Source organism: Thermodesulfobacteriota bacterium, assembly GCA_040755095.1.
Taxonomy (GTDB): Bacteria; Desulfobacterota; Desulfobulbia; order Desulfobulbales; family JBFMBH01; genus JBFMBH01.
On record JBFMBH010000034.1, the window covers coordinates 9,677 to 32,096 of the forward strand.

The following is a 22,420-nucleotide window of genomic DNA, read 5'->3' on the forward strand; positions in this document are numbered from 1 at the left end:
CGGTGCCGCCGGCCCCGGGCCGGACTGCGGTGCTGGGGCTGGGGCTCCTGCCCCTGGTCACGGCAGCGGCCAGTGGTCGCCTGGAGGCAGTGGCCGCGGCGGTCTTTTTTGGCCTGGCCGTTGCCGCGCTCTGGACCATTTGCCACTACCCGCGGCTGGATTCTCCCCTGGATTTCTTCCTGCGGCTGCTCCTGGGCGTGGGATACGCAGGCTTCCTGCCGGCGCACCTGCTCCTGGTGGTACGCTGGGAGGCCGGTGGTCTGTGGCTCTTGTACCTGTCCGCCATCACCGCGGCCTCGGATTCCGGCGCCTACTTCGCGGGCCGCCGCTTCGGCCGCCACAAGCTCTGCCCGGCGGTCAGCCCGGGCAAGACCGTGGAGGGGCTGGCCGGCGGCATGGTGGCCGGCCTGGCCGCTGCCGCCCTCATCGGTGCGCTCGCCCTTCCTGCCGCCTCCCTTGCCGGGCTCATGGCCTGGGCCGTGCCCATCGCCGCCCTCGGCGTGGTGGGAGACCTGACGGAATCGATCCTCAAACGGGCCGCGGGGGTCAAGGACAGCGGTCACCTCCTACCTGGCCACGGCGGTATCCTCGATCGCGTGGACAGCCTGCTCTTCGCGGCCCCCTGCCTCTATTACGCCCGGATGCTGGGCTGGCTGTCGTGAGCCCGGGACCATGCCCATGACCAAGAACATCGTCGTCCTCGGCTCCACCGGCTCCATCGGCACCGGCACCCTGGATCTGGTGCGGCGCTTCCCAGGCCGTTTCCGGGTCTGCGGCCTGGCGGCCGGCCGCAACATCCGCCTGCTGCGGGAGCAGATCGAGGCCTTTGCCCCGGCCCTGGTGGCGGTGGCCGAGCCCGAGCCCGCAGCCGAGCTGGCGGCCAGTCTGCCCGCCGGCTGGGGCGAGCGGATCGTGGCCGGCCGCGACGGCCTGGAGCAGGTGGCGGCCCTGCCGGAGGCCGAGGCGGTGGTGTCGGCCATTGTCGGCGCTGCCGGCCTGGTGCCGACCCTGGCCGCCATCCGGGCCGGCAAGGATGTGGCCCTGGCCAACAAGGAGACCCTGGTCATGGCCGGGGAGCTGGTGATGGCCGAGGTGCGGCAGCGCGGGGTGCGGCTGGCGCCAGTGGACAGCGAGCACTGCGCCATCGCCCAGGCCCTGTCTGCCGGCCGGCGGGAGGACCTGGGCAAGATCATCCTCACTGCCTCCGGTGGCCCGTTCCGGGATTGGCCGGAGGCCAGACTCTGGGAGGTCACCCCGGAGCAGGCCCTGGCCCACCCCAACTGGTCCATGGGCGCCAAGATCACCATCGACTCGGCGACCCTCATGAACAAGGGCCTGGAGGTGATCGAGGCCCGCTGGCTCTTCGACGTGCCGGTGACCGATATCGAGGTGGTGGTCCATCCCCAGAGCATCGTCCACTCCCTGGTGGAGTTTGTGGACGGCTCGGTGGTGGCCCAGATGGGGATCCCGGACATGCGGATCCCCATCGCCTACGCCCTGTCCTGTCCGGAGCGGCTGCGGAACGGGCTCCCCCGCCTGGACCTCACCGCCGGCAACGGGCTCACCTTCCAGGCGCCGGACTACCGGCGCTTTCCGGCCCTGAAGCTGGCCTACCAGGTGGGCCGGCGGGGTGGCACCTGGCCGGCCCTGCTCAACGCGGCCAACGAGGTGGCGGTGGCCGCCTTTCTGGCCGGCCGCATCCGCTTCCCGGAGATCCCGCTGGTGGTGGCCGAGACCCTGACCCGGCTGCCGGGCAGCCCGGCGGTAGATCTGGCCGCCATTCTCGATGCCGACTGCGCCGGCCGGCTGGAGGCTGAAGCGGTGGTGGAGGCCTACCATCTCGCCTGGCACCAGAAGCGGGGCCAGCCGCTACCCTGCCCGGTGCTGCCGGCATGGCTGGCTGGCGAGGCCTAGCGAGACGATCCGACCCCGATCCCGATCGGCAGGGCCCGACCCTGCCCCTCTCTCTGTGAGGTGCCATGCATACCGCAGTCTCCTTTGTCATCGTCCTGGGCCTGCTCATCTTCGTCCACGAGCTTGGCCACTTCCTTTTTGCCAAGCTCTTCCGGGTCAAGGTCTTCAAGTTCTCGTTGGGCTTCGGACCCCGGGTGGTGGGCAAGACGATCGGCGATACCGAGTATCTCCTGTCCGCCTTCCCCCTGGGCGGCTATGTGAAGATGGCCGGGGAGAACCCGGACGACGAGGTGGGGCCGGAGGACACCGCGGTCTCTTTTTCTGCCAAGCCCATCTGGATGCGCTTCATCATCGTCGCCGCTGGCCCGTTTTCCAACCTGCTCTTTGCCGTGCTGGTCTATTTCCTCATCTTCTCCCTGGTGGGCCTGCCCATCCTCTCCACCCGGATCGGCGAGGTGCAGGAGGGGTCGGCGGCCGAGGCTGCCGGCCTGCTCAAGGATGACCTGATTCTGGCCATCGACGGCGAGCCCACGGACCGCTGGGAGGAGGTGTCGGATCGGATCAGGGAGAGTGGCGGCCGGCCGGTGGTCCTGACCGTGGAGCGGGGCGGCGAGACGCTGACCGTCACCGGCCAGCCCATCCTCAAGAAGACCAGCAACCTCTTCGGCGAGGAGGTGGAGGTGCCCCTCCTGGGTATCAGCGCCTCGGCGGACGTGCGCATCGAGCAGCTGGACCTGGGCCGGGCGGTGACCGAAAGCCTGACCAGGACCGTGGAGATCATCCAGCTCACCGTGCTGGGTATCGTCAAGATCATCCAGCACGTGGTGCCAGCCTCCTCCCTGGGCGGCCCCATCCTCATCGCCCAGATGGCTGGCCAGCATCTGGAGGCCGGCTGGGTCAACCTGTTCTATTTCATCGGCCTGTTGTCCGTGAACCTGGGCATCCTGAACCTGCTGCCGATCCCGATCCTGGACGGCGGCCACCTGGTCTTCTTCACCATGGAGGCCGTCATGCGCAAGCCCCTGTCCATGCGCACCCGGGAGATCCTGCAACAGGTGGGCATGGTGATCCTGGTCTCCCTCATGTTCTTCGTCTTCTACAACGATCTGGCCCGCCTCTTCGGCCGCGGCTGACGCAGGACATGGTTTTCGGCCATCGGCAGCTGGTGGCGGTGCGGCGCCCCCTGATCCTGGCCCTGGAGACGGCCGGGGTGTACGGCTCCGTGGCGGTGGTCGATGCCGACCGCTGCCTGGCCGAGGAGACCTGGGCCTCCGGCCGCACCCACTCCCAGGGCCTCCTGGCCGCGGTCGACCGGCTGCTCCGGGAGCTGGACCTCGGCGCCGCCGATCTGGCGGCCGTTGCCGTCAGCCAAGGACCGGGCTCCTTCACCGGCCTGCGCATCGGCCTGGCCACCGCCAAAGGCCTGGCCATGGCCGCCGGCATCCCGGTCCTGGGGGTGCCCACCCTGGACGCCCTGGCCTGGCAGACCACCCCCACCTCCCTTCTCGTCTGTCCCCTCCTGGATGCCCGCAAGGGCGAGGTCTTCACCGCCCGGTACCGGTGGCAGCCGGACTCCGCCCAGCTGCGCCGGGTCTCGGACTACCAGGCCTTGCCCCCGGAGGCCCTGGCTGCCAGCCTCGCCGAGCCGGTGCTGCTCCTGGGTGACGGCCTGGTCGCGTACCGGCAGCTCCTGGCCACGGCCCTGGGCGATTTGGCGACCATGGTGCCCCTGGCCACGGTCTTCCCCCGGGCCTCCGTGGTCGGCTGGCTGGGCCAGCGGCAGCTCGCGGCCGGCGAGACCCTGGACCCGGCCGCCGGTCCGCTCTACGTCCGCCCCTCCGAGGCCGAGGTCAATCTCGGCCGGTCGCCAGCGCCGGGCAGGTGAGAGCGCCCGGCCACTTCTTGTACACATCGCCGCGGAAGGCGATGACCTCGACAAACACGATTCTTGCCGCCGTCGATACGGAATAGACGATGCGCATGTCACCGACCCGTAGCCGGAAGCTGCCTTGCAGATCGCCGGAGAGCGGCTTGATGCTGTAATGGTGAAAGGGGTCCGCGGCCAACCGGTCAAAGGCGGCATGCAGACGACGGACGGTCTCCGCATCGGCCCTCTCGTAGAATCTGGCCGCCTTCCGGGAAAGCTCGATCTCATACATCGCGGCGGATCGCCTTGAAGCTTACGGTCTTGCCGGTGCGAATGTCTTTTTTCGCCTGTCGATACTCCTCCATGAAGCCTGGCTCGTCCAGCAGCATGGCGGTTTCGTCCTCACTGCTCCGCTGCAAATCCTCCAGAAAGGTGAGCACGGCATCGAGCTTTTCCGGTGCCATCGCATCGATAGTGCTGTGAATTCTCCTCCGCGTATCCACGATACCCATCGCGATTCTCCTTCTCCTGAGGCGTGCATGTCCGATGCCTTGCGGGCTCATGGCATCCCTGACCAGACTGCCGCAAGGGGGCCTCGACCAGCGGTCCCTGGCTGCGGCCGTATTCTGCTCTGAGCCGTTGCATTCTATCTCCCACGGTCCTGCCCTGACAACTCCCCACCGGCTGCGCCGGCCAGACCAGTCGGCTGGCCGTCCCTGCCTTGACATTCCCGGACAGCCCGTTGTGTAATCGACCTGCCTGGACGGCTGGCCTGGCGGCTGGCGCCAGCCCTCGCCGGTCGGGCGACCACCCACACAACGGAGGTGCAACCATGGGACGCATCGGCATCGTGTTCGGCATGGCTTGGGCGCTGGCGATCGGCTTGACGGGTGCTGCCTGGGCCCACTGCGAGATCCCCTGCGGCATCTACGGGGATGAGATCCGTTTCAATCTGCTGGCTGAGCACCTGACCACCATCGAGAAGGCCATGGGTCAGATCCAGGAGCTGGAGAAGGCGGAGGGCGGCAACAGCAACCAGCTGATCCGCTGGGTGGTCAACAAGGAGGAGCACGCCACCGCCTTCCAGGAGATCGCAAGCCAATACTTCCTGACCCAGCGCATCAAGCCGGACATGCCCCAGTACGAGCGCCAGCTGGCGCTGCTGCACGGCATGCTGGCAGGGGCCATGAAGTGCAAACAGACCACCGACCCTGCCGCGGTTACCAGCCTGCGGGCGCTGCTCCAGGAATTCCAGACCCTCTACCTGGGGAAGGCCGGCAAGTGAGGCGGCGGCCGGCCGCCATGGCCGCCCGGCCAGCGGGCCTGGCGGCCGGTCTCCTGGTGCTCCTGGCCGTGCCGCTTTCGGCCTTGGCCCTCAGCGCTGCCGATCTGGCGGTGGTCTACAACCGCCGTCACCCGGCCAGCGAGGGTCTGGCCCGCTACTACGCCGAGAAGAGGGAGGTGCCCCTGGCCAACCTCTGCCCGGTGGAGGTGAGCCCGGAGGAAGAGATCAGCCGCCAGGACTACGAGGACGCCCTGGTGCCGCCGGTGCGGGCCGCGGTGGCAGCCTTGCGGGCCGCCGGCCGCCGGCCGGCGGTGCTGCTGGTGCACGGCGTGCCCCTGCGCATCCGGGACCAGACCGCCGCTGATACCAGCCGTTCTCTCCTGGCGGAGCAGCGCCGGCAGGTCGCCGGCCTCTTCGCCGGCCTGGGCAGCCGCCTGTCCGTGCTGCTGGCCGCCTCCGGCCATGGCAGCCCGCCCTGGCAACCGGAGCCGGAGGCGGCCGCGCCGGTGCAGGCGGAGCGGCTGCGGCCGCTGCTGGTGGAAGCCGGTCGCCTGCTGGCCAGCCCGGCCGCAAGCCCGGCAGCCGCCGACCAGGCCAGGGAGGCGGCCTCCCTGGCCCTGCGCCTGACCGGTCTCACCCCGGCCGCAGCCGGCATCCTGCAGCAAGCCCCGGAGCCCGGTCCCGCCGGCCGGTCGCCCCAGGAGCTGGTGCGCCTGGTGGCGATCCTGCGGGCCGACTGGCAGCGCCAGTCCTTTCTCGGCACCCTGCCCAGCGAGGCCCTGGCCCGGGCGTCCCTGGTGCGACTCACCGATGGCCTCCTGGGGGAGCTCTCCTTCTGGGAGGGGTTGGCCGGGGTCTATGCCGAGCCCCGGCCCGGGGCAGCGGTGGACAGCGAGCTGGTGCTGGTGGCCGTGGAGGCCTATCAGACCGCCCAGTGGCTGCCCAATCCCTTCCACGATGCCTACCGGGAGCTGCCTGTCGTAGCCGGCCTGCTGGAGCAGGCGGTGATGGTGGGGCGGCTCGACGGACCCAGTCCCACCCTGGTACGGCGGCTGGTGGACGACGCCCTGGCAGTGGAGGCCCAGGGCCTGGCCGGCACCTTCTGCATCGATGCCCGGGACCTGACCGGGGAGCCGGCCGCCGGCAGCTATCCCTGGTACGATGCCCATCTGCGGCGTCTGGCCGAGGTGGTCCAGGACAAGGGCGCCATGCCGGTGCGCCTGGACAGCCGTCCCGAGCTTTTCGGCCCTGGCGACTGCCCGGACGCGGCCCTTTATGTCGGCTGGTACTCCCGGGCCCAGTATGTGGATGCCTTTACCTGGCAGCGGGGGGCGGTGGCCTTCCACGTCGCCTCCTCGGAGGCCAGGACCCTGCGGCAGGCGGGCAGCCAGGTCTGGGCCAAGCGCCTGCTGGAGGAGGGCGTCGCCGCCACCATCGGGCCGGTGGCCGAGCCCTACCTGGAGTCCTTTCCCCTGCCGGATCACTTCTTCCCGCTGCTCATGACCGGCCGGCTGCCCCTCCTGGAGGTCTACTTCCGCAGCCTGCCCCACGTCTCCTGGCGCCAGATCCTGGTGGGCGACCCCCTCTACACGCCCTTCCAGGCCAAGCCGGCCCTGGCCGAGCCGCTGCCGCGTCCCGAGCCACCCGGCACCGGCGCCCAGCGACGCCGCGAGCCCTGACCAGCGGCGCCTCGGGAATCCGGTTGTCAGGCCACGGCCCCTGTGATAAAGGATGGCCACTGAACAGCGAATATCGAATATCGAACAAGGAATGTCCAACCGCAGAAGGGACCGGCAAGAACTGATCTGAAACGTCAGCTACCGGTCCCTTCTCCCTTCGGAATCTGTCCTGGGAGATGCCTGCATGCATCCCGTTCGCCGAGGTCCCGCCCTCTGGCCGTTTCTGGCTCTGGCCGTGCTTTTTGCCCTGGTGGTCTGGCAGCGCGACTGGATTCTCACCCGCCTCAGTGCCCCGGCGGTGCAGCAGGAGCGGAGCCGCTGGGAGGGGCGGGTGGATGGCCTGGAGAGGAAGGTCGCGGCCCTGGAGGCGGCCCTGGCCGGGCCGGGGGGTGCGGGCGCCGAGGCTGACCGGGCGGCGCGGCTGGGTGCGGTCTTCGGTGCCGGCCCGGAGCCGCCGGCCGCGGAGCCGGTCGTGGAGCCGGCCCAGCGCTGCCGGGAGCTGGCGGGCCGCATCCGCAGCCTGTTTGCCTATCTCGATGGCCTGGACTACATCCAGGCGGCGGGTCTGGCCGGGGGCAGCGAGGCCTTCTTCAGTGCCCTGGCGACCAGGGCCCTGGCCGCGCCGCCGCCAGCGGTGCGGGAGACCGACGATCTGGCTGGCCTGCTGGCGAACGCCACCCATTTCTTCCGTCTCCTGGGGGCCAAGGACCTCACCCTGGTACGCACGGTGTTGGACCAGGAGCGGGACCTGGTGGAGCCGGCCCTGGCCCTGTTCTGGGAATGGGTGCTGCTGGGCGAGGCGTGCCAGGACACACAGCTGGCCATCCGGCCCACTGTGGCCCAGCTCTATGAGTATGCCGGCTTCTTTCTGAACACCCTGGGGGGCAACGCCTACCTGGCCCGCCGCAAGCCGGAGCTGCGCCTCCTGGCCCGGTACTACGCGGTCCTGATCCTCGATCAGGCCAACGACCGGACCCTGAACCGCCACGGCATCGATATCCGGCCGGCCATCGACACCCTGTCGGACGAGGTGCCGGCCTCGGCCCTGCTGGCCGGCCGCCTGGAGTATGGCAGCCGGCTGGCCGACCTCCAGGCCAAGTACCAGGCCCTCTACGGCCCCCGTTCCTGAGGCAGGCCTCCAGGGGCCGGTCGTCCGCCGGATCTGGGCCGGGCTCCAGGCGCAGCAGCCAGAACAGGGTGGCGTTGTCCGGCCGGTCGGCCAGATCGGCGGCCAGGGCGGTCAGGCCATGCAGGCGGCAGGCCGCGGCGGAACAGAGCACGGCGGTGTCCGGGGACAGGATCCCCTGGGCCAGGTCCTGGGCCGCCAGGGCGGTGTCCGCCACCGCGATCAGGGGGCGAGCGGGCAGCAGGCGGGCCAGGGTGTCCCGGCACTGGGCCAGGGCCTGCTCGTGGGAGGCGATCTGCCGGATGTCCGCAAGACGACTGGTCCCTGGCCGAACCGCCAGGCAGTGGCGGATCGGCAGCCAGAGGCTGGCCGTCACCTGGAAGGTCAGACCCTGCAGGGCCTGGACGGTCTCCGCCACCGGTCCGGCGCTGCTGTTCCGGCGGGCTACCACCCCCAGCTCGGCCGAGCCGGTGGTCAGGGCGGCCCGCACCCCGGCGGCGCTCACCGCCGGCACCAGCTCCACGATCAGGCCGGCCTGGGCCGCCAGGCGCCGGGCCGCCTCTTCGCTGTATGAGCCGGTTTGGCCCTGATAGGCCAGCCGCCGGCCTCGGTCTCCTTTTGCCATCACTGCCTGGAGGTCTTGATCCTTATGGTCCAACCGGAAGACGGCAAGGTGTTTCCCCAGGGCATGGAGCCCCTGGGCAAGGGCACCTTCCAGTTCGCCTGCCACCCTGGTCTTGCCTGCTTCATGGCCTGCTGCCGCCGGCAGGAGCTCATCCTCTACCCCTACGATGTCCTCCGCCTCAAGAAGGCCCTGGGGCTCTCCTCAGGGGAGCTGCTCGAGCGCCACACCGTGGCCGGCCGGGGCGCCAATCCGTATTTCCCCACCCTGTTCCTGCGCATGGCGGACAACGCCGAGCACACCTGTCCCTTTCTGGGGGAGGGGGGCTGCACGGTCTACGAGGATCGGCCCACCGCCTGCCGCACCTATCCCCTGGAGCGGGCGGTGGACCGCAGCCCCGGCCGGGGCCAGCCCCGGGACCACTACTTCCTGAAGCGGCATCCATACTGCCTGGGCCATGGCGAGGATCGGTCCTGGACCGTCCGGGATTGGCTCCGGGATCAGCGCCTTCTGGACTTCAACACCATGAACGACCTGTGGACCGAGATGGACACCCTGTTTGCCGGCAACCCCTGGCAGGGGGAAGGCGCCTACGGCCCCAGACAGAAGGTGGCCTTCATGGTCTGCTACAACCTGGATCTCTTCCGGATCTACCTGGCGGACCACCAGATCCTCGAATCGATGCGCCTGTCCAGGCGGGAGCGCCAGGAGCTGGCCGGCGACGAGGCCCTGTTGCGCTTCGGCTTCCGCTGGCTGCGCGGCGTGCTGGCGGCTTGATGGGGGGGCGATCATTCGGGGGGCACGTATTCAAAAACTCATGAAATTGTCTGGTGAATATGAAGCCGTTAAGATTCTTGGGGTCCAGCTTGGACGATCTTCGCAACTTCCCGGATGAAGCCCGCCGGGCCGCTGGCTTCGAGCTCCGGGCAGTTCAAAATGGGCTTGATCCAAGTGATTGGAGACCAATGCAGGCCATCGGTCCGGGTGCAAGAGAGATTCGCATTCATGTGTTGGGCGAGTGGCGCGTGATCTATGTCGCGAAACTGCACGGCGCAGTCTACGTCCTTCATTCCTTTAAGAAGAGGACGAGAAGAACCAGCCGTCAAGATATCGAATTGGCCAGCAAGAGATACAAACAGATTGGAGGGTAGCCTATGAATGAGGAGATTCTTGACTCTTCCGGGAACGTATTTGCCGATCTTGGGTTTTCTCCAGACGAAGCCGCTATTCTTCAAATGCGGGCAGACCTTATGTCAGATCTCAGAAAGTTCATCAAGGCCAAGGAGCTGACGCAGGCCCAAGCGGCCGCGATACTTGGCGTGAGTCAGTCCAGGGTTTCCGACCTTGCAGGAGGTAAATGGGAGAGATTCAGTCTGGAAATGCTCATCACTCTTGCAACAAGAGCCGGCATGCGGGTCAGTCTCAAGACAGCGGCATAGGCTGGAGGCAATCCGGAGCTTCCCGGGGGCTTGTCTGCTGAGGCTACCCTTGGGCCATCTCCGGCCGCCGCCCTCCGCCCCGGCGGCCGTTGGTGGGGGCCGGCCGGCAGGCCTCCACCGATTTGCGGCTGTAGCGGATGGCCGGGTAGCCCAGGAGGCGGTTGACCTCCTGGGTGAGGTCCCGGCTGGGGCCTATGGCCAGATCCTCGGGCATGCTGATGTCCACCTCGCCCCGGCCGTCGAAATGGACGGTCATCGCCACCGGGCAGGGGCCGGGGTGGCGGTAGAGGAGGCCCTTCAAGGCAGTGAGCCGGCCGCGATCCACCTGCCGGGGGTCAAGGACGATGCGGGCCCCCTCGGTGTACCTCTTCCGGGCCTCGGCTACCGAGTCCACCGCCTCGGCGATGATCTTCACCGCCTTCTCCTCCCGCTCCTCCCGGTCGTCCCTCTTGGCAATCCCCAGGACGACGATGGGCTCCTCGGTGGTCAGAAGGTGGGCTGAGCGGGCGAACACCTCGGGGAAGACCACCACCTCGATGCTGCCGGACAGGTCCTCCAGGGTGACAAACCCCATCCGGTCGCCCTTCTTGGACTTGTGCTCCTTGAGGGTGCGCACCAGGCCGCCCACCCGCACCAGCCCGTTCTCCGGCCATTCCGCAAGCCCCAGGCAGTCGGCATCGGTGACCGCCTTCAGGTCCTCCCGGAAGCTGTCCAGGGGATGGCCGGTGAGATAGAAGCCCACCGTCTCCTTCTCCTGGGCCAGGCGCAGCTTGTCCGGCCATTCCTCCACCGCCGGCAACGGGATGGCCAGGACGTCGGCGGTGGTGGTCTCGGGCAGGGCGGCGAACAGGGACAGCTGGCCGCTCTGCCGGTCCCGCTGCGCCGCCTGGGCCTGCTCCAGGGCCTGGTCCAGGATGGCCAGGTACTGGGGCCTTCTTCCCCCCAGGGAGTCGAAGGCGCCGGCCTTGATCAGGCTTTCGATCACCCGCCGGTTGACCCGCCGGGAGTCCACCCGGGCGCAGAATTCCTCCAGGGAGGCGAAGGGGCCGTCCTGGCTTCTGGCCTCCGTGATGGACTCCAGGGCGCTGCCCCCGACGTTCTTCACCGCCGCCAGGCCGAAGCGGATCCTCCCCCCCACCACGGTGAAGTCCTGATCGCTTTCGTTGATGTCCGGCGGCAGGACTTCGATGCCATGGTCCTTGCACTCGTTGATGTACAGGACCACCTTGTCCGTGTTGTTCATGTCGCAGGACAGGAGGGCGGCCATGAACTGGGCCGGGTAATGGGCCTTGAGATAGGCGGTCTGGTACGCCACCAGGGCGTAGGCGGCGGAGTGGGACTTGTTGAAGCCGTAGCCGGCGAATTTCTCCACCAGGTCGAAGACATGCTCCGCCTTGTCCCGGGGGACCCGGTTGGCCTCGGCCCCGGCCAAAAAGCGGCCCTTCTCCGCCTTCATCACCTCCGGATCCTTCTTGCCCATGGCCCGGCGCAGGATGTCCGCCTCGCCCAGGGAGTAGTTGGCCAGGATGTTGGCGATCTTCATCACCTGCTCCTGGTAGACGATGACGCCGTAGGTCTCCTCCAGCACCGGCTCCAGCTGGGGCAAAGGGTAGGCGGCCGGCTTGCGGCCGTGCTTGGTGTCGACAAAGGTGTCCACCATGCCGCTGTCCAGAGGCCCCGGCCGGTAGAGGGCCACCAGGGCCACCAGATCGGTGAAGAGCTCCGGCCGCATGCTGGTGAGGAGTGCCCGCATGCCGGAGCTCTCCAGCTGGAAGACCCCCAGGGCATCGCCCCGGCACAAGAGATCGTAGGTCTTGGGATCGTCGAGGGGGATGGCGGCGATGTCCAGGGGCCGGCCCTGCTCCCGGCCGATGAGCTTCACCGCCCGATCAATGACGGTGAGGGTTTTGAGGCCCAGGAAGTCGAACTTGATGAGCCCGGTCTTCTCCGTGTACTTCATGTCGTACTGGGTCAGGATCTCGCCGTCCTTGCCCCGGCAGACCGGCAGGTACTCCCAGATCGGGCCCGGAGAGACCACCACGCCGGCGGCATGGGTGGAGGTGTGGCGGGGCAGGCCCTCCAGCACCTGGGCAATGGCCAGAAGCTCGGCGGTCTGGGGATCCCGGGCCTGGGCGTCCTTGAGCCGTGGCTCCTGCTCCAGGGCGTCCCGGATGGTGATCTTGAGCTGCTCGGGCACCAGCTTGGCGATCCGGTCCACATCGGCGAAGGGCATGCCCAGGGCCCGGCCCACGTCCCGGATCACCGCCCGGGCCTTCATCTTGCCGAAGGTGATGATCTGGGCCACGTGCTCCTCGCCACCGTACTTCTCCTGCACGTAGCGGATCACCTCCCCCCGCCGCTCCTGGCAGAAGTCCACGTCGAAGTCCGGCAGGCTTTTCCGCTCCACATTGAGGAAGCGCTCGAAGATGAGGCCGTAGGGGATGGGATCGAGATCGGTGATCCTGAGGCAGTAGGCCGCCAGGCTGCCGGCGCCGGAGCCCCGGCCGGGGCCCACCGGGATGTCCCGCTTCTTGGCCCAGTTGATGAAATCAGCGACGATCAGGAAATAGCCGGCAAAGCCCATCTTCCGGATGACGTCGATCTCCATGTCCAGCCGATGCCGGTAGGTCTTCTCCAGCTCCGCGGTCAGCTGGCCGCGGCCGGCCAGCTCCTGGAGCCGCACCTCGGCCCCTTGGCGGGTCTCGGCCTCGAAGACGCTTTCCAGGCTCTCGCCCTCCGGCACCGGGAAGATGGGGAAGTGGTGCTGGCCGAAGGAGAGCTCCAGATGGCAGCGCTCGGCGATCTCGCGGGTGGCGGCGATGGCCTCCGGGCAGTCGGCGAACAGGGCGATCATCTCGGCCGGGGACTTGAAGTAGAGCTGGTCCGTGGAGAAGCGGAAGCGACCCTGGTCCTGGATGGTCTTGCCCGTCTGCACGCAGAGGAGCACCTCGTGGGCATGGGCCTCCTCCCGGGTCAGGTAATGGCAGTCGTTGGTGGCCACCAGGGGCACGCCGGTCTCCCGGGCCAGGGTCTTCAGGCCCTGGTTGACGATCGCCTGCTCCGGCAGGCCGTTCTCCTGGATCTCCAGATAGAAGCGATCCCCGAAGATGGCCCGGTATTCGGCCAGGTGCTTGCGGCCGGCCTCCAGGTGGCCCCCCAGGATGGCGTGGGGGATCTCGCCATGCAGGCAGGCGGTGAGGGCGATGAGGCCTTCGTTGAGCTGGGCCAGCACCTCCTTGTCGATGCGGGGCTTGTAATAGAAGCCCTCCAGCTGGGCGATGCTGGCCAGATGGATGAGGTTCTGGTAGCCGGCCTTGTTCATGGCCAGGAGCACCAGGTGGAAGGCCGCCTCGGAGGCGCTGGCCGCCTGGCGCTCCCGCCGGCTGCCCGGGGCGACGTACAGCTCGCAGCCGATGATGGGCTTCAGTCCCGCCTTGGTGGCCCGCTCGTAAAACTCCAGTGCCCCGTGCATGGTGCCGTGATCGGTGAGGGCCACTGCCGGCAGGCTGAAGGCCTTGGCCTGATTCACCAGGCTGGGGAGGCGGATGGCGCCGTCCAGGAGGCTGTACTCGGAATGGACATGAAGATGGACGAAGTCGCTTACCGGGGCGGTGGTCATGGGCGGGTGGGGCTGGACGTTGGGGTGGACGGCTCGGGCGTGGCCAGGAGGGCCGCAAATTCCGGCATGGCAGCGAGCGTGGTCAGGGACTGCCACAGATCGGGCTCGGTGTGGGGCTCCAGGGTCAGGCCCAGGGGCCGCGGCCAGCCGGCAAGGCGCCGGAACAGATCCGGGAAATCAATGAGCCCCCGGCCGATGGCCAGATGCTCGTCCCGGGAGCCGTGGTTGTCGTGCAGGTGGAGGTGGCCGAGCCAGGGCGCAAGCTCGGCCAGCCAGGCCGCGGGCGGCCGGTTGGCCATGGCCAGGGCATGCCCCACGTCCAGGCAGAAGCCCAGGCGCGGCGAGGCGATGGCCTCGAAGACCGCCCGGTGATAGCGGCCGTCCGGCTCATAGGTGTTCTCCAGCATGATCGGCACCCCGGAAGGCTCCGTCGCGGCGAGCATCTCCTGCCACAGCTCCAGGCTGTACCCCAGCCAGTCGGTCGCCGGCAGGCCGGGATGGAGGCCCCGGGTGCCCAGGTGGCAGATGACCGCCCGGGGGCCAAAGATCGGCACCAGCTCCAGGGCCTGGCACAGCCGCTGGCGGGCGTGGGCCCGCTGCGGCGCCGAGCTGCTGCCGGGAAAGAGGTCCGTAAACGGGGCGTGCTGGGTGCAGGCAAGACCGGCTGCCGCCAGCCGGTCAGCGGCCGCCTGGAAGTCCCGGCGCGCTGTCTTGCCGAGGACATCGCCATCGAGGCCGATCTCCGGCTGCAGCCCTTCCTGGCAGAACCGCTCCAAGAAGCCGCGGCGGAGCCAGGAGTAGGGGAGATTGACGAAGCAGCGCCTGTTCAGGGGAGGGTGCATGGGGGGGGGACGAACCGCAGAATATCGAACAAGGAATATCGAAGTCCGAAGGGACTGGATGTTGACGTTATCGGATCAGCCCCTACCGGTCCCTTCTGCGGTTGGACATTCCTTGTTCGCCATTCGATATTCGCTTTTCACGGCGCAGTCTAGTGTCCCGGGACCGGGCTGTCAATGCCGCGGCCGCCTCCTGGCGGCAGGCGCGCTTGCGGCCAGGGCCATCGTCGTTAAGCCGTTGCGGATCGGTGGCAAAGGCACTATGTTGAACCGCCTGGCCGGGCACGGCCCAACCCCAATCTGTCGGAGGAAGAAAGCCTCATGTCAACGTGCAGCAGCAAGGGATGCGCCAGCAAAGGGTCGAGCTGCGGCTCGCCCAAGGCGGCGCAGGCCATGCAGGATCTGGCCATCACCGCCTCTTTGGGGCGTATCCGCCACAAGATCCTGGTGATGAGCGGCAAGGGCGGGGTGGGCAAGAGCACCGTGGCCACCAATCTGGCCCTGGCCCTGGCCCGCCGCGGCCATCAGGTGGGCCTCATGGACGTGGATCTGCACGGGCCGGATGTCTGCCGGATGCTGGGCCTGGCCGAGAGCCTGCAGGAGGCCCCGGCCGGCGGCCTCCTGCCCGCCATGCGTGCCGGCGACAACCTCAAGGTCATCTCCCTGGAGTACCTGATGCGGGACCGGGACGAGGCGATCATCTGGCGGGGGCCCCTGAAGATGCAGGCCATCCGCCAGTTCATCTCCGACGTCGACTGGGGGGAGCTGGATTATCTCGTCATCGACGCGCCGCCCGGCACCGGCGACGAGCCCCTCACCGTGGCCCAGCTCATGAAGGACGGTCACGCCCTTATCGTCACCACGCCCCAGGAGGTGGCCCTGGCGGATGTGCGCAAGTCCATCAACTTCTGCCGCCATGTGGCCCTGGATGTCCTGGGCCTGGTGGAGAACATGAGCGGCTTTGTCTGCCCTCATTGCCGCGAGACGGTGGAGATCTTCAAGAAGGGGGGAGGGGAGGAGACCGCCGCTGCCTTCGATCTGCCCTTCCTGGGCCGCATCCCCCTGGACCCCCTGGTGGTGACCGGCGGCGACGATGGCCAGCCCTATCTGGCCTCCCAGCCGGATTCGGTTACCGGCCAGGCGTTTGACCGGGTGGTCAGCGCCGTCGAGACCATCCTGCCGCCCCGCAGGCCGGCAGCGGCGGGAGCGGCAGCATGATCATCGAGAAGCTCACGGTGGGGGCGCTGGCGGTCTCCTGCTACCTGGTGGCCTGCAGCGAGACCCGGCACGGCCTCATCATCGATCCGGGCGGCGATGAGGACCGCATCCTGGCGGCGATCAAGCGGCTGGATCTGGTCATCGACGCCATCGTCTGCACCCATGCCCATCCGGACCATGTGGCGGCCAACGCCGTCCTGAAGGAGAAGACCGGGGCCCGCATCGTCATGCATGCCGACGACGATGCCTTCTTTGCCCGACCCGAGATCCGGACCTTCTTCTCCGGCCTGGGCATGCCCTTCTCGCCGCCGGCGGACACCCGGGTCAGGGACGGCGACACCATCACCACCGGCAGCCTGACCTTCACCGTCCTGCACACCCCTGGCCATACCCCGGGCAGCATCTGCCTCTATGGCCACGGCCAGCTCTTCACCGGTGACACCCTTTTTGTGGGCGGCGTCGGCCGCACCGACTTTCCGGGCGGCTCGGAGCGAGCCCTTGAGCGCTCCCTGGGCGAGAAGCTGCGGGGCCTGCCGCCGGCGACCATCGTCTGGCCTGGCCATGACTATGGCGGCGAGCGCTCCACCATCGGCGAGGAGCTGCAGGACAATCCTTACCTGGCCGGGGACTGGCTGCCGTGAAGAAGGAGGTCATCCTCGGCACCGCTGGGCATGTGGACCATGGCAAGACCAGTCTGGTCAAGGCCCTGACCGGGGTCGACACCGACCGGCTGAAGGAGGAGAAGGAGCGGGGCATCACCATCGAGCTGGGCTTTGCCCATCTCGATCTGCCCTGTGGCATCCGGCTGGGCATCGTCGACGTGCCCGGCCACGAGCGCTTTGTCAAGAACATGGTGGCCGGCGCCGGCGGCATGGATCTGGTGGTCATGATCATTGCCGCCGACGAGGGGATCATGCCCCAGACCCGGGAGCATCTGGAGATCTGCAGCCTGCTGGGCCTGGCGCACGGCCTGGTGGTGGTCACCAAGAAGGACATGGTGGACGCCGACTGGCTGGAGCTGGTGGAAAGCGAGGTGGCGGACTTCGTGGCCGGCACCTTCCTGGAAGGCCGGCCGGTGATCCCGGTCTCCTCGGTCACCGGCGAGGGGCTGCCGGAGCTGCTCTCCGCCCTGGATCAGCTGGTCCGGGGCATGACCCTGGCCGAGGCGTCCGGACCCTTCCGGCTGCCGGTGGACCGGGTGTTCACCATGAAGGGCTTCGGCACCGTGGTGACCGGAACCGCCATCTCCGGCCGCATCCGGACCGGTGAGCCGGTGGCGATCCTGCCCTCGGGCCTGGCGGCCAGGATCCGGGGCATCCAGGTCCACGGTGAGGAGGCAGCGGAGGCGGTGGCCGGGGCCCGCACCGCCATCAACCTGCAGGGGGTGGACAAGGAGGCGATCCACCGGGGCGAGGTGGTGGCGACACCCGGCACCCTGGTGCCCTCCCGGATCCTGGACGCGGTTTTTCTGCTCCTTTCCCGCCACAAGAAGAGCCTCAAGAGCCGGACCCGGATCCGGGTGCATGTGGGCACCGACGAGGTCCTGGCCCGCATGGTCCTCCTGGAGACCGAGGAGCTGGCCCCCGGCGAGTCGGCACCGGTGCAGCTCTTCCTGGAGCGACCGGTGGCGGTCTGGCCCGGCGACCGCTATGTGGTCCGCTCCTATTCGCCGGTGACCACCCTGGGCGGCGGCGTCATAGAGAGCACCGCCCCCCGCCGGCGCCGCCGCTTCCGGGCCGGTAATCTTGAGGCCTTTGCCCTCTACCGCCAGGGCGTCACCGAGGAGCTGGCCCGCTTCCATCTCCGGGAGGCCGGGGTGAACGGCCTCACCCACGAGGAGCTGGCGGTACGACTGGCCCTGTTCGGCAAGAAGCTGGCCCGCCTCCTGGACCCGGCGGTGGGCAGCCGCCGCATCGTGGTCGTCTCCGGCGAGCGGCAGCGCCTCCTGGACGCCAGCGTCTATGCCGATCTCAAGACCCGGGCTGCCGAGGCGCTGGCGGTCTTCCACCGCGACAGTCCCCTCAAGCCCGGCATCTCCAAGGAAGAGCTGCGCTACCGCCTGTCCCCGAAGCTGGACGGCCGCATCTTCCAGTTCCTGCTGCAGGAGCTGACCCAGGCTGGCACCGTGGCCGTGGACGGCGCCGATGTCCGCCTGGCCAGCCACCGGGTCTCCCTCAAGGAGGATGAAGAAGGCTTCCGGCAGGCCCTGGCGACCCTGTACCGGGAGGCCGGTCTCGCCCCCCCCACCCTCAAGGAGGCCCAGGCCGCCCTGGCCCAGGTGCCGCCCCAGTCCTTCAAGGAGATGCTGGAGGTCCTTTTCCGGGAAGGCACCCTGGTCAAGGTCAAGGAGGACCTCTTCTACCACCACGCCCCCCTGGCGGACATCCACCAGCGCCTGGCCGGCTTTCTCAAGGAGCACGGCGAGATCGACGCCGGCGGCTTCAAAGAGCTCTCCGGCCTCACCCGCAAGTTCTCCATCCCCCTCCTGGAATACTTCGACCGGATCAAGCTCACCATCCGGGTGGGCGACAAGCGCGTCCTCCGGGCCGGCTAGCTGGGGAGCCAATCCCGGCACAGGGCCGGTACCGGCCGGAACGACGCCGGTCAGGCCTGCGGTCGATATCTGATCTTTTCCCAGCTTGTGCAGGGGATGGCCGGGCTCCGTCCGGATTCTGCAGGAAGGTGGCCATTGCCATTGACTGCACCATGGGCCGTACTTACCCGTTTAAGGCATAAACGAGAAGAAGGAGTGCATCCCGATGCATTGCCCGTTGCGGTAATGAGGAGGCTATCATGAACACTGCGGAGTTCTGCACCAGTCTGAACATGGAGCTGAATGGCTGGCGGGAAGAGCTGGCCAAGGTGAGTGGTCAGTTCGATCGGGCGCCTTCCATCGACAAGTATCGGGTCAGCCCGCAGATCGAGGGGCTGCATATCCTGCTTGCCGAGCTGGATGCCCGGATCACCGAGCTGAAGACCACCTGCCCCACCGGCGAATGGATGTCCGGTACGGATGTGGTCGGCAGGCCGCGCCTGTCTCTGAGCGAGAGCGGCGACGTCCATGTCGACTATGATTTCGGAGGGTGACAACGGTTGAGCACGAGAGCCTGCGCCAGGACAACTGCATAAGGGCCGGGGGAAGACGGGCGTCTTCCCCCTTTTTTTGCGGCTGCGGAGAGGCTGGTCCTTGACTGGGCTGCCGAACGGGGCATAGGGTTACCCAGCAGCAGAGGCGGCGGGGCGGCTGCTGTCCGGGAGGTGTGATGATGGAAAGTGTGAAGGTGATCGTGGAGAAGCACCCTGACGGCTATGTGGCCTATCCCCTCGGCCTCAAAGGGGTGGTCGTGGGACAGGGGGACACCTATGAGGCCGCGATGGCAGATGTGCGCTCGGCCATCCTCTTCCATATCGACACCTTTGGCCATGAGGCCTTGGACCTTGATCCCCCGGTGCTGGAAGCCTTCGTGGCCGAGGCAGGGATTCCTGCGTCCAGGACCGGGACTGCCAGCTGATGCCCAAGTTTCCGGCGGACACTTGTGTTGGCGCGCCCCGCGTTTGGCGGTGCACCATTCCGGTCGGCTCAGGCCTGCGGCGGCCCGGCCTGGCTCACCAGGGGGCCTTGCGCCAGAACGGGCAGCTGGGACTCGTAGCCGGGGCGCTGGCTGCGGTAGATGATGCCGATGGGGATGGTCATGCCCCATTCTTCGGCCAGGGCGAAGGCGGCTGCCCGGTCGTACGGATCGTGGCCCGGGTCGATGCGGCGTACCCGCTCCCGGTACCATTTGAAGGTGTTGACCTTGTTGAAGGTGACGCAGGGCTGCAGGATGTCGAGGAGGGCAAAGCCTTCCCGGCAGCGCAAGGCCGCAGCCATCATCTGCCGCAAATGCTCGCGGTCGCCGGCAAAGGCCCGGGCCACGAACGAGCAGTCGGCGGCGACGGCGCTGGCCATCGGGTTGAAGGGCCTGGCCTTCACCCCGTCCACCTGCAGCTTGGTGACCATGCCCAGGTCGGAGGTGGGCGAGGCCTGGCCCTTGGTGAGGCCGTAGACTTGGTTGTTGTGGACAAAGGCCTTGACCGAGATGTTGCGGCGCATGGCGTGGACCAGGTGGTTGCCGCCCTCGCCGTACATGTCGCCGTCGCCGCTGTGGATGACCACCTCAAGCTCGTGGTTGGCGAGCTTGATGCCGAAGGCGGCCGGCACCGCCCGGCCGTGGAGGCCATTGAAGACATTGGCCCTGGTGTAGTGGGGCAGCTTGGCGGCCTGGCCGATGCCGGAGACCAGCACCAGCTGCCGGCGGTCCACCGCGACCTCCTCCAGGGCCTCGTCCAGGGCCTTCAGGATCGGGAAGTTGCCGCACCCCGGGCACCAGGCGATCTCGTTGCCGAAATCCAGGTCGATCATGGCGCAAGCCTCTGTGCAATCTCGTTGGCGGTGAAAGGCATGCCGTCGTAGCGCAGGATCCGGTCGCAATCGCCGAAGATCCCGTGCTCCCGGAGCAGTGACGCGAACTGGGCGGTGCAGTTGCCCTCGACGCTGGTCACCCGCACCCCGTCCCGGAGAGAGACGTCGGCGGCGGCAAGGACCTCGTCCACCGCGGCCGGGCGGAGCGGCCAGACCTGGGAGAAGTGGAGGAGGGCGGCGCGGCCGCCATCGGCGTTCACGAGATCCACCGCCTCCCGGGCCGGTCCATAGGTGGAGCCCCAGGCGATGAGCAGCTGGCGGGCCGCTCTTGCGCCGTAATACTCCGGCGGGACGGCCTCTGCCGTCATGCCGGTCAGCTTGGCCATCCGTTTGTCCTGCTGGGCGCGGCGCATGGACGGGCTTTCGGTGATGTGGCCGTCCTCGCTGTGCTCGTCGGAATCCGAGACCACCAGGGCGGGTCCACCAGGGATAGCCCGGGGCGAGATGCCGTCCGCGGTCAGCCGGTAGCGCCGGTAGTCCGGGGCCGGCTCGAGCTCCAGGTGCCGGTCGATGGGGGCGGCGGTATCGTCCAGGCGGCTGCCGGTCTTTTGCATGTCGGCCAGGAACTGGTCGAGAAGCAGGATCACCGGAGTCTGGAAGCGGTGGGCGGTGAGGAGGGCCTGCCGGGTGAGATCGAAGGCCTGGGCCGGGGTACCGGGGGCAAAGACCGCCCGGGCGAATTCGCCATGGCCGGCGTGGATGACGAACCGCAGATCCTGCTGGCCGGTCCGGGTGGGCAGCCCGGTGGCCGGGCCGGGCCGCTGGCCGAGCAGAATCAGCACCGGCAGCTCCATCATGCCGGCCAGGGACAGCCCTTCGGCCATGAGGGCGAAGCCGCCGCCGCTGGTGGTGGTCATGGCCGGCACGCCCGCGTAGGTGGCGCCGCAGATAACATTGATCGCCGCGACCTCATCCTCGGCCTGCTCCACCAGCACCCCGTACGGCCGGCCATGGTTGGCGAGAAAGGTGAAGACGCCGGTGGAAGGCGTCATGGGGTAGGAGCAGACCAGCTTGACGCCGGAGCGGGCGGCTGAGAGCCCCACCGCCTCGGTGCCGCTGGTCACAAACCGCGGCTCTCCGGGCCTGGGCCCCGGCACCGCCCCGCGGTGCATCTGCATCAAGGCCGCCCCACGCTCCACGCAGCGCTCGTTCTTGTCGATGATGTCGGCGCCCTTCTTGCGGAACTGATCGCCGAGATAGCCCTTGAGGGCGTCCAGCCCGTAGTCCAGCAGGGTGAAAACGGCTCCGGCGGCCACGGAGTTGGCCATGAGCCCGCTGCCGCCGGCCTCCTTCGCCGCGCCGGTCAGGTCATACGCGAAGTCCGCCTCCTCGCCGGTGCCGTCGAAGAGGACCTTGCCCTCCGGCGTCAGGGCCGACTGCAGGATGGAGAGGGCGTCGCTGGTCAGGGCCACGAGCAGATCCGCCTCCTCCCGGCCGGAGAAGAGCTCCTGGTCACCGATCCGGATGTCGTACCAGTTCACCCCGCCCCGGACCCGGGACAGGTAGCTTTGCGCCGACAGGATGTGAAGCCCCAGGCGGGCGAAGGCGCCGACCAGAAGATCGCCGGTGGTCTGAACCCCCTGGCCGGCTTCACCCGCTATCCTGATGTTGCAGTCCATAGGTGTCCTCCTTCTCGTCATCCGCTGGCACCCGACATGGGAAGCGGACCAGCCGGCGGCCCGTCCAGGGCTCTTTCAGGTGCCTCGCAGTCCGATAGACAGCAAGAATGCTGCCAGCACCACCGGGCACACGATGGGAGGCAGCCGAGCCGGACATTCGACCCGACGTCACGTCCCCGGCGGCGCCAGGCGTGTCGGGCAGGGGATCTTTACGGATGGGCAGCCGGGATGTGGTACTTCTTGAGCAGGGCGTACAGGCGGGAGCGGGAGAGGGCGGCGGTCTGGCAGGCGCTCTCGATGGAGAGGCTTTCGGCCATCAGCCGGCGCAGATAGTCCCGCTCGGTCTTCTCGATCGCGGCCTCCCGCACCTCCTGCAAAGGAGACAGCGGCAGCGCCGGGCCGCCGGCTTCCGGGGCATCCCGCCCGCCGGTCGCCGGTTTGCTGCTCTTCTGCTTCATATTCTCCAGGGCCCGGATGCGGATGCTGGTGGGCAGGTGGATGGGCAGGAGCACCGGGCTGTCCGTGGCGGTGGCGTAAGCGCGCTCGATGGAGCTGAACAGCTCGCGGACATTGCCTGGCCAGTCGTAGCGGCGCAGGACCAGAAGAAACTCGGTGGAGTATTCCTTCTCCGGGACGCGCCGGTCCCGGCAGTAGCTGCTCATGAAGGCGTAGGCCAGCTCCGTGACATCACCGGACCTTGTCCGCAGCGGCGGCAGGTTGATCTGGAAGGT

Annotated in this window: 22 protein-coding genes and 1 pseudogene; 15 read left to right on the forward strand and 8 right to left on the reverse strand. The window is 68.3% G+C overall.

Annotated elements, in window-relative coordinates:
• From AB1634_07260 to tsaB, 4 genes are all read left to right on the forward strand, one after another.
• Positions 1 to 662, forward strand: a 662-nt coding sequence (locus tag AB1634_07260) for a phosphatidate cytidylyltransferase (GenBank protein ID MEW6219324.1), incomplete at its 5' end; no start/stop codon positions are given.
• A 16-nt stretch (positions 663 to 678) separates the two neighbouring features.
• Entirely contained in the window at positions 679 to 1,914 is a 1,236-nt protein-coding gene (locus AB1634_07265) for a 1-deoxy-D-xylulose-5-phosphate reductoisomerase (protein ID MEW6219325.1), read from the forward strand.
• Positions 1,915 to 1,979: 65 nt separating this feature from the next.
• On the forward strand, positions 1,980 to 3,047 hold the full coding sequence (gene rseP / locus AB1634_07270; GenBank protein MEW6219326.1) for an RIP metalloprotease RseP: 1,068 nt from the start codon (positions 1,980 to 1,982) through the stop codon (positions 3,045 to 3,047).
• 8 nt (positions 3,048 to 3,055) lie between these two features.
• On the forward strand, positions 3,056 to 3,799 hold the full coding sequence (gene tsaB / locus AB1634_07275) for a tRNA (adenosine(37)-N6)-threonylcarbamoyltransferase complex dimerization subunit type 1 TsaB (protein ID MEW6219327.1): 744 nt from the start codon (positions 3,056 to 3,058) through the stop codon (positions 3,797 to 3,799).
• On the opposite strand, the gene AB1634_07280 is transcribed toward tsaB, so the two are convergent.
• Together AB1634_07280 and AB1634_07285 are read right to left on the reverse strand one after the other, a co-directional pair.
• Entirely contained in the window at positions 3,765 to 4,073 is a 309-nt protein-coding gene (locus AB1634_07280; GenBank protein ID MEW6219328.1) for a type II toxin-antitoxin system RelE/ParE family toxin, read from the reverse strand. The two genes, tsaB and AB1634_07280, sit on opposite strands and share 35 nt — an antisense overlap.
• Positions 4,066 to 4,293, reverse strand: a complete 228-nt coding sequence (locus AB1634_07285) for a hypothetical protein (GenBank protein MEW6219329.1) — start codon at positions 4,291 to 4,293, stop codon at positions 4,066 to 4,068. The genes AB1634_07280 and AB1634_07285 overlap by 8 nt, the downstream gene beginning before the upstream one ends.
• 320 nt (positions 4,294 to 4,613) lie before the next feature.
• On the opposite strand from AB1634_07285, the gene AB1634_07290 reads away from it, so the two are divergent.
• The 3 genes from AB1634_07290 (at position 4,614) to AB1634_07300 (ending at position 7,874) form a co-directional block, all read left to right on the forward strand.
• On the forward strand, positions 4,614 to 5,066 hold the full coding sequence (locus AB1634_07290) for a superoxide dismutase [Ni] (GenBank protein MEW6219330.1): 453 nt from the start codon (positions 4,614 to 4,616) through the stop codon (positions 5,064 to 5,066).
• The gene (locus tag AB1634_07295) at positions 5,063 to 6,745 is read left to right on the forward strand and encodes a TIGR03790 family protein (GenBank protein MEW6219331.1); all 1,683 of its coding nucleotides are present in this window, start codon (positions 5,063 to 5,065) and stop codon (positions 6,743 to 6,745) included. The genes AB1634_07290 and AB1634_07295 overlap by 4 nt, the downstream gene beginning before the upstream one ends.
• Positions 6,746 to 6,929: 184 nt before the next feature.
• On the forward strand, positions 6,930 to 7,874 hold the full coding sequence (locus tag AB1634_07300) for a hypothetical protein (GenBank protein ID MEW6219332.1): 945 nt from the start codon (positions 6,930 to 6,932) through the stop codon (positions 7,872 to 7,874).
• Between the two features lie 109 nt (positions 7,875 to 7,983).
• Here AB1634_07300 and AB1634_07305 read toward each other — a convergent pair.
• A pseudogene (locus tag AB1634_07305) lies at positions 7,984 to 8,496 on the reverse strand (prephenate dehydratase domain-containing protein).
• A 24-nt stretch (positions 8,497 to 8,520) separates the two neighbouring features.
• Between AB1634_07305 and AB1634_07310 the strand changes: the two are divergent.
• The 3 genes from AB1634_07310 to AB1634_07320 are packed head-to-tail and all read left to right on the forward strand — an operon-like array spanning position 8,521 to position 9,932.
• Positions 8,521 to 9,270, forward strand: coding sequence for a YkgJ family cysteine cluster protein (locus tag AB1634_07310; protein ID MEW6219333.1), 750 nt, complete (start codon positions 8,521 to 8,523; stop codon positions 9,268 to 9,270).
• 59 nt (positions 9,271 to 9,329) lie between these two features.
• Positions 9,330 to 9,644, forward strand: coding sequence for a type II toxin-antitoxin system RelE/ParE family toxin (locus AB1634_07315; protein MEW6219334.1), 315 nt, complete (start codon positions 9,330 to 9,332; stop codon positions 9,642 to 9,644).
• Positions 9,645 to 9,647: 3 nt separating this feature from the next.
• Entirely contained in the window at positions 9,648 to 9,932 is a 285-nt protein-coding gene (locus AB1634_07320) for a helix-turn-helix transcriptional regulator (protein ID MEW6219335.1), read from the forward strand.
• Positions 9,933 to 9,975: 43 nt separating this feature from the next.
• Here AB1634_07320 and dnaE read toward each other — a convergent pair whose 3' ends face one another.
• Both dnaE and AB1634_07330 read right to left on the reverse strand, forming a co-directional pair.
• The gene (gene dnaE, locus AB1634_07325; protein MEW6219336.1) at positions 9,976 to 13,551 is read right to left on the reverse strand and encodes a DNA polymerase III subunit alpha; all 3,576 of its coding nucleotides are present in this window, start codon (positions 13,549 to 13,551) and stop codon (positions 9,976 to 9,978) included.
• The gene (locus AB1634_07330) at positions 13,548 to 14,393 is read right to left on the reverse strand and encodes a sugar phosphate isomerase/epimerase family protein (protein ID MEW6219337.1); all 846 of its coding nucleotides are present in this window, start codon (positions 14,391 to 14,393) and stop codon (positions 13,548 to 13,550) included. Before AB1634_07330 ends, dnaE begins: the two co-directional genes overlap by 4 nt.
• Before the next feature lie 318 nt (positions 14,394 to 14,711).
• Here AB1634_07330 and AB1634_07335 point away from each other — a divergent pair, with 318 nt between their 5' ends.
• The 5 genes from AB1634_07335 to AB1634_07355 all read left to right on the forward strand — a co-directional run bounded on the left by AB1634_07335 (position 14,712) and on the right by AB1634_07355 (position 19,120).
• Entirely contained in the window at positions 14,712 to 15,608 is an 897-nt protein-coding gene (locus tag AB1634_07335; protein MEW6219338.1) for an Mrp/NBP35 family ATP-binding protein, read from the forward strand.
• Complete coding sequence (locus tag AB1634_07340) at positions 15,605 to 16,249, forward strand: MBL fold metallo-hydrolase (GenBank protein MEW6219339.1); 645 nt, start codon at positions 15,605 to 15,607, stop codon at positions 16,247 to 16,249. Before AB1634_07335 ends, AB1634_07340 begins: the two co-directional genes overlap by 4 nt.
• The gene (selB, locus tag AB1634_07345) at positions 16,246 to 18,162 is read left to right on the forward strand and encodes a selenocysteine-specific translation elongation factor (protein ID MEW6219340.1); all 1,917 of its coding nucleotides are present in this window, start codon (positions 16,246 to 16,248) and stop codon (positions 18,160 to 18,162) included. Before AB1634_07340 ends, selB begins: the two co-directional genes overlap by 4 nt.
• Positions 18,163 to 18,401: 239 nt before the next feature.
• A complete protein-coding gene (locus AB1634_07350) occupies positions 18,402 to 18,695 on the forward strand; it encodes a hypothetical protein (protein MEW6219341.1) in 294 nt (97 codons plus the stop codon).
• A gap of 179 nt (positions 18,696 to 18,874) precedes the next feature.
• Positions 18,875 to 19,120 (forward strand): type II toxin-antitoxin system HicB family antitoxin, encoded by a 246-nt coding sequence (locus AB1634_07355; GenBank protein ID MEW6219342.1) that lies wholly within the window; start codon positions 18,875 to 18,877, stop codon positions 19,118 to 19,120.
• 68 nt (positions 19,121 to 19,188) lie between these two features.
• On the opposite strand, the gene AB1634_07360 is transcribed toward AB1634_07355, so the two are convergent.
• The 3 genes from AB1634_07360 to AB1634_07370 all read right to left on the reverse strand — a co-directional run.
• Positions 19,189 to 20,010, reverse strand: a complete 822-nt coding sequence (locus AB1634_07360; GenBank protein MEW6219343.1) for a 2-oxoacid:ferredoxin oxidoreductase subunit beta — start codon at positions 20,008 to 20,010, stop codon at positions 19,189 to 19,191.
• Positions 20,007 to 21,689, reverse strand: a complete 1,683-nt coding sequence (locus AB1634_07365) for a 2-oxoacid:acceptor oxidoreductase subunit alpha (protein MEW6219344.1) — start codon at positions 21,687 to 21,689, stop codon at positions 20,007 to 20,009. The genes AB1634_07360 and AB1634_07365 overlap by 4 nt, the downstream gene beginning before the upstream one ends.
• Positions 21,690 to 21,898: 209 nt before the next feature.
• A partial coding sequence (locus AB1634_07370) for a sigma-54-dependent Fis family transcriptional regulator (protein ID MEW6219345.1) occupies positions 21,899 to 22,420 on the reverse strand: 522 nt, incomplete at its 5' end.

What these genes read in the sequence shown, in the direction of transcription:
- AB1634_07265 (MEW6219325.1), top strand. Translation starts at nt 679, where the DNA reads ATGACCAAGAACATCGTCGTCCTCGGCTCCACCGGCTCCATCGGCACC.
- rseP (MEW6219326.1), top strand. Translation starts at nt 1,980, where the DNA reads ATGCATACCGCAGTCTCCTTTGTCATCGTCCTGGGCCTGCTCATCTTC.
- tsaB (MEW6219327.1), top strand. Translation starts at nt 3,056, where the DNA reads ATGGTTTTCGGCCATCGGCAGCTGGTGGCGGTGCGGCGCCCCCTGATC.
- AB1634_07280 (MEW6219328.1), bottom strand. Translation starts at nt 4,073, where the DNA reads ATGTATGAGATCGAGCTTTCCCGGAAGGCGGCCAGATTCTACGAGAGG.
- AB1634_07285 (MEW6219329.1), bottom strand. Translation starts at nt 4,293, where the DNA reads ATGGGTATCGTGGATACGCGGAGGAGAATTCACAGCACTATCGATGCG.
- AB1634_07290 (MEW6219330.1), top strand. Translation starts at nt 4,614, where the DNA reads ATGGGACGCATCGGCATCGTGTTCGGCATGGCTTGGGCGCTGGCGATC.
- AB1634_07300 (MEW6219332.1), top strand. Translation starts at nt 6,930, where the DNA reads ATGCATCCCGTTCGCCGAGGTCCCGCCCTCTGGCCGTTTCTGGCTCTG.
- AB1634_07310 (MEW6219333.1), top strand. Translation starts at nt 8,521, where the DNA reads ATGGTCCAACCGGAAGACGGCAAGGTGTTTCCCCAGGGCATGGAGCCC.
- AB1634_07315 (MEW6219334.1), top strand. Translation starts at nt 9,330, where the DNA reads ATGAAGCCGTTAAGATTCTTGGGGTCCAGCTTGGACGATCTTCGCAAC.
- AB1634_07320 (MEW6219335.1), top strand. Translation starts at nt 9,648, where the DNA reads ATGAATGAGGAGATTCTTGACTCTTCCGGGAACGTATTTGCCGATCTT.
- dnaE (MEW6219336.1), bottom strand. Translation starts at nt 13,551, where the DNA reads ATGACCACCGCCCCGGTAAGCGACTTCGTCCATCTTCATGTCCATTCC.
- AB1634_07330 (MEW6219337.1), bottom strand. Translation starts at nt 14,393, where the DNA reads ATGCACCCTCCCCTGAACAGGCGCTGCTTCGTCAATCTCCCCTACTCC.
- AB1634_07335 (MEW6219338.1), top strand. Translation starts at nt 14,712, where the DNA reads ATGTCAACGTGCAGCAGCAAGGGATGCGCCAGCAAAGGGTCGAGCTGC.
- AB1634_07340 (MEW6219339.1), top strand. Translation starts at nt 15,605, where the DNA reads ATGATCATCGAGAAGCTCACGGTGGGGGCGCTGGCGGTCTCCTGCTAC.
- AB1634_07350 (MEW6219341.1), top strand. Translation starts at nt 18,402, where the DNA reads ATGAACACTGCGGAGTTCTGCACCAGTCTGAACATGGAGCTGAATGGC.
- AB1634_07355 (MEW6219342.1), top strand. Translation starts at nt 18,875, where the DNA reads ATGGAAAGTGTGAAGGTGATCGTGGAGAAGCACCCTGACGGCTATGTG.
- AB1634_07360 (MEW6219343.1), bottom strand. Translation starts at nt 20,010, where the DNA reads ATGATCGACCTGGATTTCGGCAACGAGATCGCCTGGTGCCCGGGGTGC.
- AB1634_07365 (MEW6219344.1), bottom strand. Translation starts at nt 21,689, where the DNA reads ATGGACTGCAACATCAGGATAGCGGGTGAAGCCGGCCAGGGGGTTCAG.